A 13,556-nucleotide genomic window follows, 5' to 3' on the forward strand; every position below is an offset into this window, starting at 1 on the left:
GATGAGACGGGAGGCGGGCTTAGGCCCGGGTCCCGATTTGGGGGCTTCTACTCCAACGCATGGCCGGTGCCAACTCCCGAAGGGCTCGTTCTTGCACCCTATGCTTAAGGCGGCGGACCATAGGTAGGGCGGCCGGGGGCGTCAATGCTGTCCGGCATATATGTCAGGGGGTAACCGCCGGGGGGTCGACCCAGCCGACATTACCGTCGGTGCGCCGGTAGATGATGTTCAGCCGGCCGCTGGAACCGTGCTGGAACACGATGCAGGCAGCCCCCGTCAGATCGAGCTCCATGACGGCCTCGCTGACCGAAAGCCGCTTCAGCGCCGTGGTCGCCTCGGCGATGATGACGGGGCTGTAGGCGGCGACCTCGTCGTCCTCGGCGGGCGCCTCGATCACATAGCTCGGCGCGTCGAGCGTCGGCGCGGTCATCTCGGCGAGCGCGGCGGAAGCCGCATAGGTCTTGCGGGCGGAGCGGTCCTTCAGCCGGCTCTTGTAGCGGCGCAGGCGCTTCTCGATCATCAGCAGCGCCTGGTCGGCGCTGGCATAGGCGTCGGTGGCGTTCGAATCGGCTTCCAGCGTAATCCCGGAATCAAGGTGCAACGAGCAGTCGGTGCGGAAGCCAAAACCGTCCTTGCTCAGCGTGATGTGGCCGGAATAGTTGCCGTCGAAATATTTTCGCAGGACTTCATCGGTGCGCTCGCTGACGCGCGAACGAAGCGCTTCGCCGACGCTGATGCTCTTCCCGGAGATTCGAAGGGTCATTGGATGCCTCGCTGGATGCCCACCACGCTGACGTTGCTAGTGGAGCATGATCGATTCGGAAAACCAGTACGTGGTTTTCCGGATCGCACGCACTCTACGGGGATTGAGACTATCGCGATTTGACGCGAACGCAATCAGGCTGGAGCTGTATCGCGGGAGCGATCGGAGGAGGTGGCGGGGGCGGAAAGGGCATTACCGAGCATGCTCTGTTTGTCGCGGCGACGCTGCACCGACGATGGAATACGCATCGCTTCGCGGTACTTCGCGACGGTGCGGCGGGCAATATCAATGCCGGTCTCGCGCAATCGTTCCACGATGGTGTCGTCGGAGAGGATCGCGGCCGGGGCTTCTGCGTCGATCAGCCGCTTGATGTGATGGCGGACGGCCTCCGCCGAATGGGCCTCGCCGCCGTCGGCGGATGCGATCGAGGCGGTGAAGAAGTATTTTAATTCAAAGCTGCCGCGGTTGGTCGCCATATATTTGTTGGCGGTCACCCGCGACACCGTCGATTCGTGCATCTGGATCGCGTCCGCCACCGCCTTCAGGTTCAGCGGCCGCAGATGCGCGACACCATGGGTGAAGAAGCCGTCCTGCTGGCGCACGATTTCGGTGGCGACCTTCAGAATGGTGCGGGCGCGCTGGTCGAGCGCGCGGACCAGCCAGGTCGCATTCTGCAGGGCATCGGTGAAATAGGATTTGTCGCCGTCCTTGCGGATCGTCTTCGACAGCTCGGTGTAATAGACCTGATTGACCAGCACGCGCGGCAAGGTGTCGCTGTTGAGCTCGACATGCCAGCCGCCATCGGGACCGGGCCGCACATAGACGTCCGGCACCATGGTCTGCGTCCGCGCCGAGCCGAACTTCAGGCCGGGCTTCGGATCGAGCCGACGGATCTCGCCGATCATGTCGGTGATGTCCTCGTCGTCGACGCCGCACAGCTTGCGCAGCGAAGCAATGTCGCGCTTGGCGAGGAGATCGAGATGTTCGACCAGCGCCTGCATCGCGGGATCGTAGCGATTGAGTTCGCGCAGCTGGATCGCGAGGCACTCGCTCAAATTGCGCGCGCAGACGCCGGGCGGATCGAATTTCTGCAGCACCGCGAGCACCGCGTCGACATCTCCTTGCGGGGCGCCGAGCCGTTCGGCGGCCTGCCCGAGATCAACAGGCACGTAGCCGGCGTCGTCGACCAGGTCGATCAGGTACTGGCCAATCATCCGTTCGGCAGGCGAGGCGAACGCGACCGCGAGCTGCTCGGCGAGATGGCTGCCGAGCGTCACTTCGGCGGCGACGAAAGCTTCCAGATTGTAGTCTTCGTCGTTGGAGGCGCCGCCGCCCCATTCCGTATAGGCGGTGGGCGCGGCGTCCTGCGCCACGCGCGCGGCGGCTTCGGCGGGTTCTTCGGTGAAGACGTTGTCGAGCGGGGTGTCGAGCGTCTGCTCGATTTCGGTGCGGGTGCCGAGATCCCGGTTCAGCCATTCTTCCTGGCCGGGCTCGAACGAATCGCCGGCGGAACCGCCGGGCATGTCCGACGCCTCGCCGCCGGAATCGTCGCCATAACTGGCGGAATCACCGGAATCGGAGAATTCGGCGCGTTCCGGGGCCGCTGCCTCGCCCGCGACAGGGGTTTCGGGGCCGTCGCTGGCGCGCTCCAGCAGCGGATTGCGCTCCAGTTCCTCCTCGACAAAGGCCGAAAGGTCGAGATTCGACAGCTGCAGCAGCTTGATCGCCTGCATCAGCTGCGGCGTCATAACCAGCGACTGCGACTGGCGGAATTCTAATCTCTGCGTCAGAGCCATGGAGGCGAGAACCGATCCCGTGAAACTTGGTCCGATTCTTGCTTATCTTAGTCCACAGCCCTTGTACACGGCTTGACGCCGACTAAAAATGGGCTAGAGGCGGAATTCCTCGCCAAGGTAAAGGCGGCGGACATCGGGATCGTTGACGATCTCCTCCGGACTGCCTTCGGTCAAGATCTGCCCCGCATAGACGATATAGGCGCGATCGGTCAGGCCGAGCGTTTCGCGCACATTGTGGTCGGTGATCAGCACGCCGATGCCGCGGTTGGTGAGGTGGCGGACCAGATCCTGAATGTCGCCGACCGCGATCGGGTCGATGCCGGCAAACGGTTCGTCGAGCAGCATGTAGTTCGGACGCGTCGCCAGCGCGCGCGCGATTTCGACGCGGCGGCGCTCACCGCCGGACAGCGCAATCGACGGCGATTTACGTAAGCGCGTGATGTTGAATTCCTCGAGCAGCGAATCGAGTTCTTTCTCGCGCTTCTTCTTGCTGGGCTCGACGACTTCGAGCACCGCGCGAATATTCTGCTCGACGGTGAGGCCGCGAAAGATCGAGGCTTCCTGCGGCAGGTAGCCGATGCCGAGCCGCGCACGCTGGTACATCGGCAACTTGGTGACGTCGTGGCCGTCGAGTTCGATGGCGCCGCGATCCGCCTTGATCAGCCCGGTGATCATGTAGAACACCGTGGTCTTGCCGGCACCATTTGGACCCAAGAGACCGACCGCCTCGCCACGCCGGACATAGATGCTGACGCCGCGCACGACCTGGCGGGTACCAAAACTCTTTTCCACGCTATGCACAGCCAGATAGCCCGGCCGCTTGATGAAACGCGGGGCGGCGGCGCCATTGGTCTTGGGGGCCTGCGCCTTGGGCGCCTGAGCCCTTGGCGCTTGGGTATTGGGGGCCTGGACCGGGGCCCGGGCGCGCGGCGGCTCCTCGTGCGAAGGCTCCACGGCCGGCCGCGGCAGTTCCAGCCCCGGCACCGGCGCCGCGCGCACGATCGGCGGCGCGTCGCGCACCGGGCTCGTCAGCATGTTGCCGAAGGAGTCGCCGAGCGCGGTAATGTCCTCCCGCGACCGCGCAAACCCTGCCGGCCCGCGTTTCGCGGGGCGCCGACGGAACATGCCAAGTAAATCCACCATCCCGCTTCGCTGAGCCCTTCGCGATGATCCGCGATGCGTGCGCCGGCGAATCAGATCGCCTGCGAACCATGAATGGATGTCCCCAAACACCCCATCGTGCCAGCCGTAGATACAGGCTCGCACCATCAGCTTCAACCATAGACGGCTTAAATATTATTTAAGCCATTGATATATCTTATTTTTTCCCGGGAATCAGCGAAGGAATACCCGGTTTTGCACCACCTGCTCCCGATCCGCAGTCCTGTCCCTGAAGGAACATGCCCTGCACCTTACCGCTGTCGGATTCGACCCGTGACACGCCGGTCGTCATGTCGACCAGCAGGCGATCGCCGCGCAGTACGTTCTTGCACTGGGTCAGCACCACCTGACCTGCCCCACCCGCCATGGTGATCAGATTGGCGCGCGTATCGAAGATCGCGCTGTCGCCGGTCACGACCTGCTCCTTCTGCGTCACAACAACGTTGCCGCGCGCTTCCAGCTTGCGGATCGACGAACTGCCGCCGGGACCCGGCGTCGCGGCCGGCAGCGGCGCGTTCTTCGCGCCCTTCGCAGCGGGCGCCGGCGACGCGGCCGAACCACCGGAATCGTAAAACACCACCAGCGACTTTGACGTCATGGTGGTGTCGCCCTGCACCACCTTCACGTTACCGGAAAAGGTCGCTTCCTTTTTCTTGTCGCGCATCTCCAGCGACGCCGCCTCGATCTGGATCGGCTGGTCACGGTTCTGCGAAAAGCCCTGCATCGCGTTCGGCACGCCAGACATGGCGCCTTGCGCATGGGCGCCATTGCAGGCGCCGATCACGAGCGCGAACGCCATCGTTGCAAAACTGCGCGAGAAAAATTGCATCATCGAAATCACTTCGTGTTGCCGGACTTGGCCGGTGTGGACCGCTGCTTCGGCGCCGGCGGTTCGGGCTCGGGAGCGGGAGCGGTCGGTTGCTCCATGACCAGGTTCATCACCACATTGCCTTCGAAGCGAACCACCTCGCCGCTGTTGATGATCCTGAGCCTGTCGGCGGTCAGCGTGCCGTTCAGCAGTTTGACGTCGACATGCTCATCTGACGTCACCGAGCCCTTGTTGATGTCGACATAGGCCTGGCTGAGGTTGGCCTCATACCCTGTGGAAGATTGCAGGAAGATATCCTTTCGCAGGTCCAGCATTTGCGACTTGCTGTCGTAATAGCCGGTACGTGCATCCAGCGTCACGGTGCTCTTGTCTTCCATCGCCACTTTGGCGCGCAACTGGCCGAGTTCGACATGATCGGGATCGGTCAAATCCTGGGTCGCGGTCTTGGCCCACATTTCATAGGGACGCTGGTCGTTCGAAAAGCCGGCGAGATGCGGCGTTTCCATCGTGATCTTGGTACCGGACACTACGAGATTGCCGATGTCGACCGGCAGCTTCAGCTCCGGAATTCGGAAAGGATTGAAGGTCGCCACAAACACGATAACTGCCATCGCGACGACCACTGCCGCCGGAACCGCGACCCGCAGTATCCGCACCAAGCGGCTGTGGCGGGCGGCCGCGGCAAACCGCGCCTCCATGCCGGCAACATAGGCTGGGTTCTGTACCGAGTTCACCGCCGCTCCAGAGCGCGAGATTTGCCCGTGATCATACCCGGGATTGCCTCAAAACGCAGCCCGGACGTGGTCGCACCAGTGTGACCGAAACAGGGCGAAAGCGGGTTAACGCGCGCTCCATAGCGTTTTCGAGCGAAAGCCTGTCCCGGACTTGATCCGGGATGGGCCCCGGTTCGCGTCAAGAAAACGCGTCGAAACAGAAAACCAGAGCCCTGATTATGAATGCGCGAAAATGTCCTCGGCCTCCCAGCCGCCGAGGTCGAGCTTCGCCCGGAACGGCAGAAAGTCGAAACAGGCCTGCGCCAGTTCGGTGCGGCCCTCGCGCGCCAGCATGGTATCGAGCCGTTCCCGCAAGGCATGCAGATGCAGCACGTCGGAAGCGGCATAGGCGAGCTGCGCCTCGCTAAGGCTCGGCGAACCCCAGTCGCTCGATTGCTGCTGCTTCGACAGGTCGATGTTGAGCACCTCGCGCACCAGATCCTTCAGGCCATGACGGTCGGTATAGGTGCGGGTCAGCCGCGAGGCGATCTTGGTGCAGTAGACCGGATGCGGCATCACACCGAAGGCGTTGTAGAGTGCCGCGAGATCGAACCGCGCGAAATGGAAGATTTTTGTGATCTTCGGATTGGCCAGTAGCGCCTTCAGGTTCGGCGCGTCGGTGTGGCCCTTCGGAATCTGGATCACGTCGGCGCTGCCGTCGCCGTTCGACATCTGCACCACACAGAGCCGGTCGCGATGCGGATTGAGCCCCATGGTCTCGGTGTCGATCGCGACCGAATTGGTGTAGCGGGACAGGTCGGGCAGGTCGCCGCGATGCAGGCGGATAGTCATTACGTTCAAAACCTCGTCGAATCGATGCGGGCTTAAACTAACGTCGAAATCGCCAACAAACGAGGGGCGCGGGGCGCCGGCAGGCTTATTTTCTTCAGTCTTTCCAGGACAGGTGGAATCGCGCCAATATCGGCCGGCCGTCGCCACAACCGGGGGTGCCCTGTGAAAGCCGAACAGCAACGACTGCCCCGTTTTGCCGTGTTGATCGACGCCGACAACACCTCGCCGCAGATCGCCGGCGGGCTGTTCGAAGAGGTGGCGAAATTCGGCGAGGCCAGCGTGCGCCGCATCTATGGCGACTTTTCAACGCCTCAGCTCAAGTCCTGGTCCGACATCCTGCAGAAATACGCCATCGATCCGTACCAGCAGTTCGCCTACACCAAAGGCAAGAACGCCTCGGATATCGCTTTGGTGATCGATGCGATGGACCTGCTGCACAGCGGACGGTTCGACGGCTTCTGCCTGGTATCATCCGACAGCGACTTTACCCGCCTCGCTTCGCGCCTGCGCGAACAGGGCGCCGACGTCTACGGTTTTGGCGCGCAGAAGACGCCGGAGAGTTTCCGGCAGGCCTGCCGCCGCTTCATCTACACCGAGAACCTGGTGCCGCGGGCCACAAGCAGCGGCGCCAACGCTACCGCGAAGCCGAACTCGTTGGAGCCGCCAAGCGCCGCAATCCCGATTTTGCAAAAAGCCATTTCGCAAATCGAAAGCGAAGATGGCTGGGTCCTGCTCGGCACGGTGGGCGAGCAGATTTCGAATCTGTTCTCGGACTTTGACGCGCGGACCTACGGCTCGAGCAAGCTCAGCGATCTCGTGCGAAAAACCGACGCTTTCGAGATCGAGAAGGTTGGCGGCGACCGCATGCGCATCAGGGCCAAACCTGTCGGCGGCAGCCCGAAGGCCAAGGCGCGGTAGTCAAGGCATCGAAATAGGCCCGAACCACTTTTATGTGATCCCAAGGCGTATCGCCGCACCGATAGACCGCTTGATCCGGCGGCGCTGCACTGCTTGAACGCGCAACCCGCGGGCGCCTCCTGACGATTCTGCCCCCGGGCCCCATGTGAATGGACATCATGACCGATCAAATTGCCGATCAGCCGCCGTCGGATCGCAGCTTCACGCGCTACCAGTCGCTGCTGGTCGCGTTGCTGGCGTTCGTCCAGTTCACGGTGATTCTCGATTTCACGATCATGTCGCCGCTCGGCGCCATCATCATGCCGGCGCTCGAGATCACGACCGGACAGTTCGGCGTGGCGGTCTCGGCCTATGCGTTCAGCGCGGGCATCTCCGGCATTCTCAGCGCCGGATTTGCCGATCGGTTCGACCGCAAGCGCCTGTTGTTGTTCTTTTATGTCGGCTTCACCCTCGGGACCGCGCTGTGCGCGCTGGCGCCGAACTATCACGTGCTGTTGCTGGGTCGAATCGTAACCGGATTGTTCGGCGGCGTGATCGGCTCGGTCGTGCTCGCGATCACCACCGACCTGTTTTCGCTGCAGCAACGCGGACGCGTGATGGGATTCGTGCAGACCGCATTCGCCGCCAGTCAGGTGCTCGGCATTCCGGCTGGACTTTTTCTTTCCAACCACTGGAGCTGGCACGTTTCGTTTGGCGCGATCATCATCCTGTCGATCGCGGGCATGGCCGCGGTCATGCTGTTGATGAAGCCGGTCAATGCCCACCTGCTGCTGAAACAGGAAAGGACCGCGTTCCGGCACCTGATCGCAACCGTCGCGCAGACGCGCTACACGGTGGCGTTCCTGGTGACGACGTTGCTGGCGACCGGCGGATACATGCTGATGCCGTTCGGCAGCGCCTACACCGTGCACAACCTCGGCATCGACATTCTGCACCTGCCGACGATCTATCTGGTCTCCGGCCTGTTCAGCATTGTCACCGGGCCTCTGGTGGGACGCGCCAGCGATGCCTTCGGAAAATTTCCGACCTTCGCGTTCGGCAGCGCCATGTCTGCTGTCATGGTGCTGATCTACACCCATCTCGGTCAGGTCTCGTTGACGACCGTCATCGTGGTCAACGTGCTGATGTTCGTCGGCATCTTTTCGCGCATGATCCCGTCGCAGGCGCTGATTTCGGCGATCCCCGATCCGAGCCAGCGCGGCTCCTTCAGCGCGGTCAGCGCTTCGCTGCAACAATTCTCCGGCGGGCTCGGCTCGGTGCTGGCGGCGGCGATCATTGCGGAAAATGCCGACGGTTCGCTCCGGCATTTCGATTGGCTGGGATACATCGTGGTCGCGACGGCGACCGTCTCGCTGGTCGGAATGTACTTCGTGCAGAAGTCCGTGGCCCACCGGGCCGGCCGGCGATTCGTCTGAGACGAATCAATCGCCGGCGGTGGAGACGCCTCCGCGATTTACTTTTGCGCGTCCGGCTTCGGCGGCTGCAGACCCGCGCTGTTGGCCCAGCGCTCGAGATTTTCGATGACGTCGGCGTGGCTCGGTCGCAGCGGCGGTCGCGGATTGGACTCTTCGGACAGCTTGCGTGGCAGCCTGACGGTCTCTGTCATGGTCATGGGCTGGCTCCTGGCCTTCCAAATATGCGCCCGCGTTAACCCAAAATCAATACCTAAGTTATTGTTTTTATTATAGTATTTAACTAATTTAGCGACTGAATCTGGTTTTGCGGAACCCGCGCCAAGGACGGACGTTGAGTAAACTACTCAATGATCTCAATTTGGGTGTTTCCGATGGCTGACCTTCGTGACGAACGACTGCAGGTGATGCTCTCTCCGGAAGAACTCTCGGCGCTCGACGATTTTCGCTTCAAGCACCGGATGCCGACCCGCGCGGCCGCCGTGCGCGAGCTGTTGAAGCTGGGGTTGACCGTTCACGGCACCACCAATGGCGGCGGCGGGATGAAGTCGAGCAATTACGGCGTGTTCAGCCGCGGCCCGGATGGCCACACCCAAGGCGGCTCGGATCCCGAGGCCGCGGGCTAATCGTGCCCGGGCGGGACGCGCGAGCGCGACCCGGCGCAGCACGCCAAGCCGGATCGCAACGATGTTTGGGCATGGGCAAATGGTGCCCAGGAAAGGACTCGAACCTTCACGGCCGTTAAGCCACTGGCACCTGAAGCCAGCGCGTCTACCAATTCCACCACCTGGGCCCGGGCGGTTTAGTAAGGTTCGGTCGCACCGTTGTCAAATTGCTTCAATGCGGTCCAATTACGCTGTAAGCATAAAGCGTGTTGGCGGGCCACGAATCCGCTAACTATCGCCGCGACCTCCCGAATTTGACCCGCAGGATTGGACCGAACATGGCATCGGACTTGGCATCGAACCAGGAAACCCTCGTCACCGTCTTTGGCGGATCGGGCTTTCTGGGGCGAAACGTGGTCCGGGCGCTGGCCAAGCGCGGCTTCCGCATCCGGGTGGCGGTGCGGCGGCCCGAACTCGCCGGGCACCTGCAACCGCTCGGCCGGGTCGGCCAGATCCACGCCGTCCAGGCCAACCTGCGTTATCCGGCCTCGGTACAGGCCGCGATGCGCGATTCCCACGTCGCCATCAACCTGGTCGGCATCCTGACCGCAAGCGGCGCGCAGTCGTTTGACGCAGTCCAAGCCAAGGGCGCCGAGACCGTCGCCCAGGCCGCCGCAGCCGCAGGCGCCCGGATGGTGCATGTGTCCGCCATCGGCGCCGACGAGAACGCGCTGGCGGCCTATGCCCGCTCCAAGGCGGCCGGCGAGAAGGCCGTGCTGGCGGCGGTGCCCGCGGCCACCATCCTGCGGCCGTCGGTGGTGTTCGGCCCCGAGGATCAGTTCACCAACCGCTTTGCGGCGCTGGCGCGCATATCTCCCATGCTGCCGCTGATCGGCGGCGGCGCGACCCGGATGCAGCCGGTCTATGTCGGCGATGTCGCGACCGCGGTGGCGAAAGCCGTCGACGGCAAGGCGAAGGCCGGCGCGACCTACGAACTCGGCGGGCCGGAAGTGCTGACCATGCGCGAGATCATGGAAATCATCCTCGCCATCACCGAACGCAAGCGGATGCTGATCTCGCTGCCGTTCGGCCTCGCAAAACTGCAGGCGCGGTTCCTGCAGTTCGCACCCGGCGCGCTGAAGCTGACGCCGGACCAGGTCGAGCTACTCAAGTCCGACAACGTGGTGTCGGATGCGGCAAAGACAGCCGGCCTGACTCTGGAAGGGCTCGGCATCACGCCGGATTCGATGGAAGCGGTCGCCCCGCAATATCTCTGGCGCTTCCGCGCCGCCGGGCAATTCCAGCGCAAGAGCGCGTGAACTTCGTAGGGTGGGTTAGGCGAAGCCGTAACCCACCTCTTCTCTTTCCACGGAGAGATGGTGGGTTACGCCGGAGCCTGTCATCGGGCCGCGCTTTGCGCGGACCCGTTGGGCTAACCACCCTACAAACGCCGCCCTACTTCCCCAGCGCCAGCGCGATCAGGCCGAGCGTGCCGACGATGACGCGCCACCAGGCAAAGAACGTAAAGCCGTGGCGGGTGACGTAGTTCAGGAAACTCCTCACCACGATCATCGCCGTGATGAACGAGACCACGAATCCGATCGCGATGATGCCGAGGTGATCGGTCGTCATCTCCGCGCGGTTCCTGTAGAAATCATAGGCAAAGGCCCCGACCATGGTCGGGATCGCCAGAAAGAACGAGAACTCCGCCGCCGCGCGCTTTTCTGCGCCCAGCAACATCGCCGCGACGATGCTGGCGCCGGAGCGCGACACGCCGGGAATCATGGCGACGCATTGCGCGATGCCGATCCACAGGTACATCAGCAGCGGAAATTTGGTGGCGTCGTCCTCGTGCGGATTGAGCTCGAGCTGATCGACCCACATCAGGATCCCGCCGCCGACGATCAGCGTAAAGCACACCACCCACGGATTGAAGAGAAATTCCTTGATGTATTTGCCGGCGATCAGGCCGATGACGACCGCGGGCAGGAACGCCACCAGCACGCCGATCACGAACCGGCGGTCGTCCGGGTTCGAGAACATGCCGAGCGCGACCCGCCACAATTTGGCGAAGTAGAGCACGACGATCGCGAGAATAGCGCCGAGCTGAATCAGCACGACAAAGCTGTTCCAGAAATTGCCCTCACCGAGGCCGAAGAAGCGCTGCACCAGCAGCATGTGGCCGGTCGAGGACACCGGCAGAAATTCCGTGATGCCCTCGACGATGCCGAGAATTACCGCCCGTACTGCATCAGACATCATGATGTGGTCCATTTTTGCTGCAAAAGCCGCGTTCTTCTCGCTTATTCGCAACCGGGCCGCAATCGCAAAAAAACGCCAAAACACAGGTTGCCTCGTGCCTCCGCTGGGCTATAGCGTCCGGATTCGCACCGCGCGCCCGGTTGAGGCTTCGTTAAGCGCCGCGTGGCTAGCTTTTTGTTTGACGCGTTTTCTTGACGCGAACCGGTGCCCACTTCGCTCGAAAACGCTATAGAGACTTCATGTACACGCTGTTTCATCATCCGTTCTGTCCGCACTCGCGCTTCGTTCGCCTGATTCTCGGCGAACACGGCCTCGATCTGCGTCTGGTGGAAGAGCGGGCCTGGGAGCGGCGCGAGGCGTTCCTCACGCTCAACCCGGCGGGTCACACGCCGGTCATGATGGTGGAAGGCCGGCCGCCTATCCCCGGCGCCGGCATCATCGCCGAATATCTCGACGAGGTGCATGGCGCCGACGCCGACGAACGGCGGCTGCTGCCGACGTCGATGGGCGAACGCATCGAGGTGCGCCGGCTGATGGCGTGGTTCAACGACAAGTTCTTCGAGGAAGCCTCCAACCCGCTGGTGACCGAGCGCATCTACAAGCGCTTCATGAGCGAGGAGAACGGTGGCGGCGCGCCGGCGACCGACGTGATCCGCGCAGCCAAGGTCAATGTGCGCTATCATCTGGCCTATATCGGCTGGCTGGCGCAGACCCGGAACTTTCTCGCCGGCGACAGGCTGACCTACGCGGACCTCGCCGCCGCGGCGCATCTTTCGGCGATCGATTATCTGGGCGACGTGCCATGGAGCGAGGACGACGCGGCAAAGGCGTGGTACGCGCGGGTGAAATCCCGCCCGTCGTTCCGCCCGCTGCTGAGCGAATGGCTGGCGGGGGTGCCGGCGTCGCGGACCTACGTGGATCTCGACTTCTGAACATCGCTCGTATCGTGCCCCGGATGCAGCGCAGCGTGAAACGGTGCGCTGCTGGTCCGGGGCCTATCTATTTATCGGGCACGCTTCTGGGTCCCGGCTCTGCGGAGCAGCGCAAAGAGCGCTGCACCGCGTCCGGGACACGCATCAATCGCACGGTGTCTCAGTGAACTCTCTCCTCAAAGAATCACTCAAGCAGCAGGCCCGCACTTTGGGCTTCGACTGCATCGCCGTCACCGATCCGGATGCGATCGCAGAGGCCGGACATCACTTCCGCGAATTCCTCGAAGCCGGCGCCCATGGTGACATGGACTGGCTCGCGGCCAATCCCGAACGGCGAATCGATCCGCAGGCGTTGTGGCCCGGCGTCCGCTCGATCATCATGCTCGGCGTCAATTACGGACCGGATGAAAATCCGCTGGCGATGCTGGAGAAGCGCAGCCATGGTGCGATCTCGGTTTACGCCCAGGGCGACGACTATCACGACGTCATCAAGAAGCGCCTGAAGGTGCTGGCGCGGTGGTTTGCCACCGCATCAGGCGAGGAACTGAAAGTCTTCGTCGACACCGCCGCGGTGATGGAAAAGCCGCTGGCGCAGGCGGCGGGACTGGGTTGGCAGGGCAAGCATACCAATCTCGTCTCGCGCGAATTCGGTTCATGGCTGTTTCTCGGCGCGATCTACAGCGCAGCCGACCTGCCGCGCGATGAGCCGGACGTCGATCATTGCGGCTCGTGCAACGCCTGCCAGGAGATCTGCCCGACCGCGGCGTTTCCGGCGCCCTACAAGCTCGATGCACGGCGCTGCATTTCCTATCTTACGATCGAGAACAAGGGACCGATCCCGCACGAATTCCGCAAAGCCATCGGCAACCGCATCTATGGTTGCGACGATTGCCTCGCGGTGTGCCCGTGGAACAAGTTTGCGCAGGAAGGCCGCGAAGCAAAACTTGCCGCGCGGGCGGAATTGCGCGCGCCGCCGCTTTCGGAATTGGTGCGGCTCGACGATGCCGCGTTCCGGACGCTGTTTGCCAAATCGCCGGTCAAGCGCATCGGCCGCGACCGCTTCATCCGCAACGTGCTGATCGCGATCGGCAACGCCGGCGATGCGTCGCTGGCGCATGAAGCCGAGCGCCTGCTCGATGACACAAGCCCGCTGGTGCGCGGCGCTGCGGTGTGGGCGCTGTCGCAGTTGATGGCGCGAGATGCCTTTGCCGCGCTGGCGAAGCGAGCCGATGCCGGCGAGACCGACGCGGCCGTTCGCGGGGAATGGAAGGATTGCGCCGCGCGCCCTTGATTTCATCGCACGCTTTCCGTCA

The 13,556-nt window shown here is 63.0% G+C and carries 14 protein-coding genes and 1 tRNA gene; 6 read left to right on the top strand and 9 right to left on the bottom strand.

The window, feature by feature from the left end; all coding sequences use genetic code 11:
* Positions 1-163: 163 nt before the first annotated feature.
* From hpf to BLS26_RS16910, 6 genes are all read right to left on the bottom strand, one after another.
* Complete coding sequence (gene hpf, locus BLS26_RS16885) at positions 164-763, bottom strand: ribosome hibernation-promoting factor, HPF/YfiA family (RefSeq protein WP_092512936.1); 600 nt, start codon at positions 761-763, stop codon at positions 164-166.
* Positions 764-897: 134 nt separating this feature from the next.
* Positions 898-2,559, bottom strand: a complete 1,662-nt coding sequence (gene rpoN / locus BLS26_RS16890) for an RNA polymerase factor sigma-54 (RefSeq protein ID WP_092512938.1) — start codon at positions 2,557-2,559, stop codon at positions 898-900.
* Between the two features lie 93 nt (positions 2,560-2,652).
* On the bottom strand, positions 2,653-3,702 hold the full coding sequence (lptB, locus tag BLS26_RS16895; protein WP_092512940.1) for an LPS export ABC transporter ATP-binding protein: 1,050 nt from the start codon (positions 3,700-3,702) through the stop codon (positions 2,653-2,655).
* A 175-nt stretch (positions 3,703-3,877) separates the two neighbouring features.
* Positions 3,878-4,552: an LptA/OstA family protein gene (locus tag BLS26_RS16900; protein ID WP_092518134.1), complete on the bottom strand. Its 675-nt coding sequence runs from the start codon at positions 4,550-4,552 to the stop codon at positions 3,878-3,880.
* 5 nt (positions 4,553-4,557) lie between these two features.
* The gene (gene lptC / locus BLS26_RS16905) at positions 4,558-5,283 is read right to left on the bottom strand and encodes an LPS export ABC transporter periplasmic protein LptC (RefSeq protein WP_092512942.1); all 726 of its coding nucleotides are present in this window, start codon (positions 5,281-5,283) and stop codon (positions 4,558-4,560) included.
* A 216-nt stretch (positions 5,284-5,499) separates the two neighbouring features.
* Positions 5,500-6,114, bottom strand: coding sequence for a ribonuclease D (locus tag BLS26_RS16910; RefSeq protein ID WP_092512944.1), 615 nt, complete (start codon positions 6,112-6,114; stop codon positions 5,500-5,502).
* Positions 6,115-6,276: 162 nt separating this feature from the next.
* Here BLS26_RS16910 and BLS26_RS16915 point away from each other — a divergent pair, with 162 nt between their 5' ends.
* Both BLS26_RS16915 and BLS26_RS16920 read left to right on the top strand, forming a co-directional pair.
* Positions 6,277-7,032, top strand: coding sequence for an NYN domain-containing protein (locus BLS26_RS16915; protein WP_092512946.1), 756 nt, complete (start codon positions 6,277-6,279; stop codon positions 7,030-7,032).
* A 158-nt stretch (positions 7,033-7,190) separates the two neighbouring features.
* A complete protein-coding gene (locus BLS26_RS16920; RefSeq protein WP_092518146.1) occupies positions 7,191-8,447 on the top strand; it encodes an MFS transporter in 1,257 nt (418 codons plus the stop codon).
* Positions 8,448-8,485: 38 nt separating this feature from the next.
* Here the strand turns inward: BLS26_RS16920 and BLS26_RS35780 are convergent, their stop codons facing one another.
* Positions 8,486-8,644: a hypothetical protein gene (locus tag BLS26_RS35780; RefSeq protein WP_157676471.1), complete on the bottom strand. Its 159-nt coding sequence runs from the start codon at positions 8,642-8,644 to the stop codon at positions 8,486-8,488.
* A 174-nt stretch (positions 8,645-8,818) separates the two neighbouring features.
* Here BLS26_RS35780 and BLS26_RS16925 point away from each other — a divergent pair, with 174 nt between their 5' ends.
* Positions 8,819-9,070 (top strand): hypothetical protein, encoded by a 252-nt coding sequence (locus tag BLS26_RS16925; RefSeq protein ID WP_092518148.1) that lies wholly within the window; start codon positions 8,819-8,821, stop codon positions 9,068-9,070.
* A gap of 80 nt (positions 9,071-9,150) precedes the next feature.
* Here BLS26_RS16925 and BLS26_RS16930 read toward each other — a convergent pair.
* A tRNA-Leu gene (locus BLS26_RS16930) sits at positions 9,151-9,237 on the bottom strand.
* A gap of 162 nt (positions 9,238-9,399) precedes the next feature.
* Here BLS26_RS16930 and BLS26_RS16935 point away from each other — a divergent pair.
* Positions 9,400-10,368: a complex I NDUFA9 subunit family protein gene (locus BLS26_RS16935; RefSeq protein ID WP_092518150.1), complete on the top strand. Its 969-nt coding sequence runs from the start codon at positions 9,400-9,402 to the stop codon at positions 10,366-10,368.
* A 136-nt stretch (positions 10,369-10,504) separates the two neighbouring features.
* Here the strand turns inward: BLS26_RS16935 and BLS26_RS16940 are convergent, their stop codons facing one another.
* Positions 10,505-11,311, bottom strand: a complete 807-nt coding sequence (locus tag BLS26_RS16940; RefSeq protein ID WP_172804620.1) for an undecaprenyl-diphosphate phosphatase — start codon at positions 11,309-11,311, stop codon at positions 10,505-10,507.
* 239 nt (positions 11,312-11,550) lie between these two features.
* Here BLS26_RS16940 and BLS26_RS16945 point away from each other — a divergent pair, with 239 nt between their 5' ends.
* Both BLS26_RS16945 and queG read left to right on the top strand, forming a co-directional pair.
* Entirely contained in the window at positions 11,551-12,243 is a 693-nt protein-coding gene (locus BLS26_RS16945; protein ID WP_092512948.1) for a glutathione S-transferase family protein, read from the top strand.
* 163 nt (positions 12,244-12,406) lie between these two features.
* On the top strand, positions 12,407-13,534 hold the full coding sequence (gene queG / locus BLS26_RS16950) for a tRNA epoxyqueuosine(34) reductase QueG (RefSeq protein WP_371360842.1): 1,128 nt from the start codon (positions 12,407-12,409) through the stop codon (positions 13,532-13,534).
* Positions 13,535-13,556: the final 22 nt, after the last annotated feature.

This window comes from Afipia sp. GAS231 (assembly GCF_900103365.1).
In the GTDB taxonomy this organism is placed as follows: domain Bacteria; phylum Pseudomonadota; class Alphaproteobacteria; order Rhizobiales; family Xanthobacteraceae; genus Bradyrhizobium.

Excerpts from the sequence above, each read along its gene's own strand:
- hpf (WP_092512936.1), bottom strand. The coding sequence starts at position 763 with ATGACCCTTCGAATCTCCGGGAAGAGCATCAGCGTCGGCGAAGCGCTT.
- rpoN (WP_092512938.1), bottom strand. The coding sequence starts at position 2,559 with ATGGCTCTGACGCAGAGATTAGAATTCCGCCAGTCGCAGTCGCTGGTT.
- lptB (WP_092512940.1), bottom strand. The coding sequence starts at position 3,702 with ATGGTGGATTTACTTGGCATGTTCCGTCGGCGCCCCGCGAAACGCGGG.
- BLS26_RS16900 (WP_092518134.1), bottom strand. The coding sequence starts at position 4,552 with ATGATGCAATTTTTCTCGCGCAGTTTTGCAACGATGGCGTTCGCGCTC.
- BLS26_RS16910 (WP_092512944.1), bottom strand. The coding sequence starts at position 6,114 with ATGACTATCCGCCTGCATCGCGGCGACCTGCCCGACCTGTCCCGCTAC.
- BLS26_RS16920 (WP_092518146.1), top strand. The coding sequence starts at position 7,191 with ATGACCGATCAAATTGCCGATCAGCCGCCGTCGGATCGCAGCTTCACG.
- BLS26_RS35780 (WP_157676471.1), bottom strand. The coding sequence starts at position 8,644 with ATGACCATGACAGAGACCGTCAGGCTGCCACGCAAGCTGTCCGAAGAG.
- BLS26_RS16925 (WP_092518148.1), top strand. The coding sequence starts at position 8,819 with ATGGCTGACCTTCGTGACGAACGACTGCAGGTGATGCTCTCTCCGGAA.
- BLS26_RS16940 (WP_172804620.1), bottom strand. The coding sequence starts at position 11,311 with ATGATGTCTGATGCAGTACGGGCGGTAATTCTCGGCATCGTCGAGGGC.
- BLS26_RS16945 (WP_092512948.1), top strand. The coding sequence starts at position 11,551 with ATGTACACGCTGTTTCATCATCCGTTCTGTCCGCACTCGCGCTTCGTT.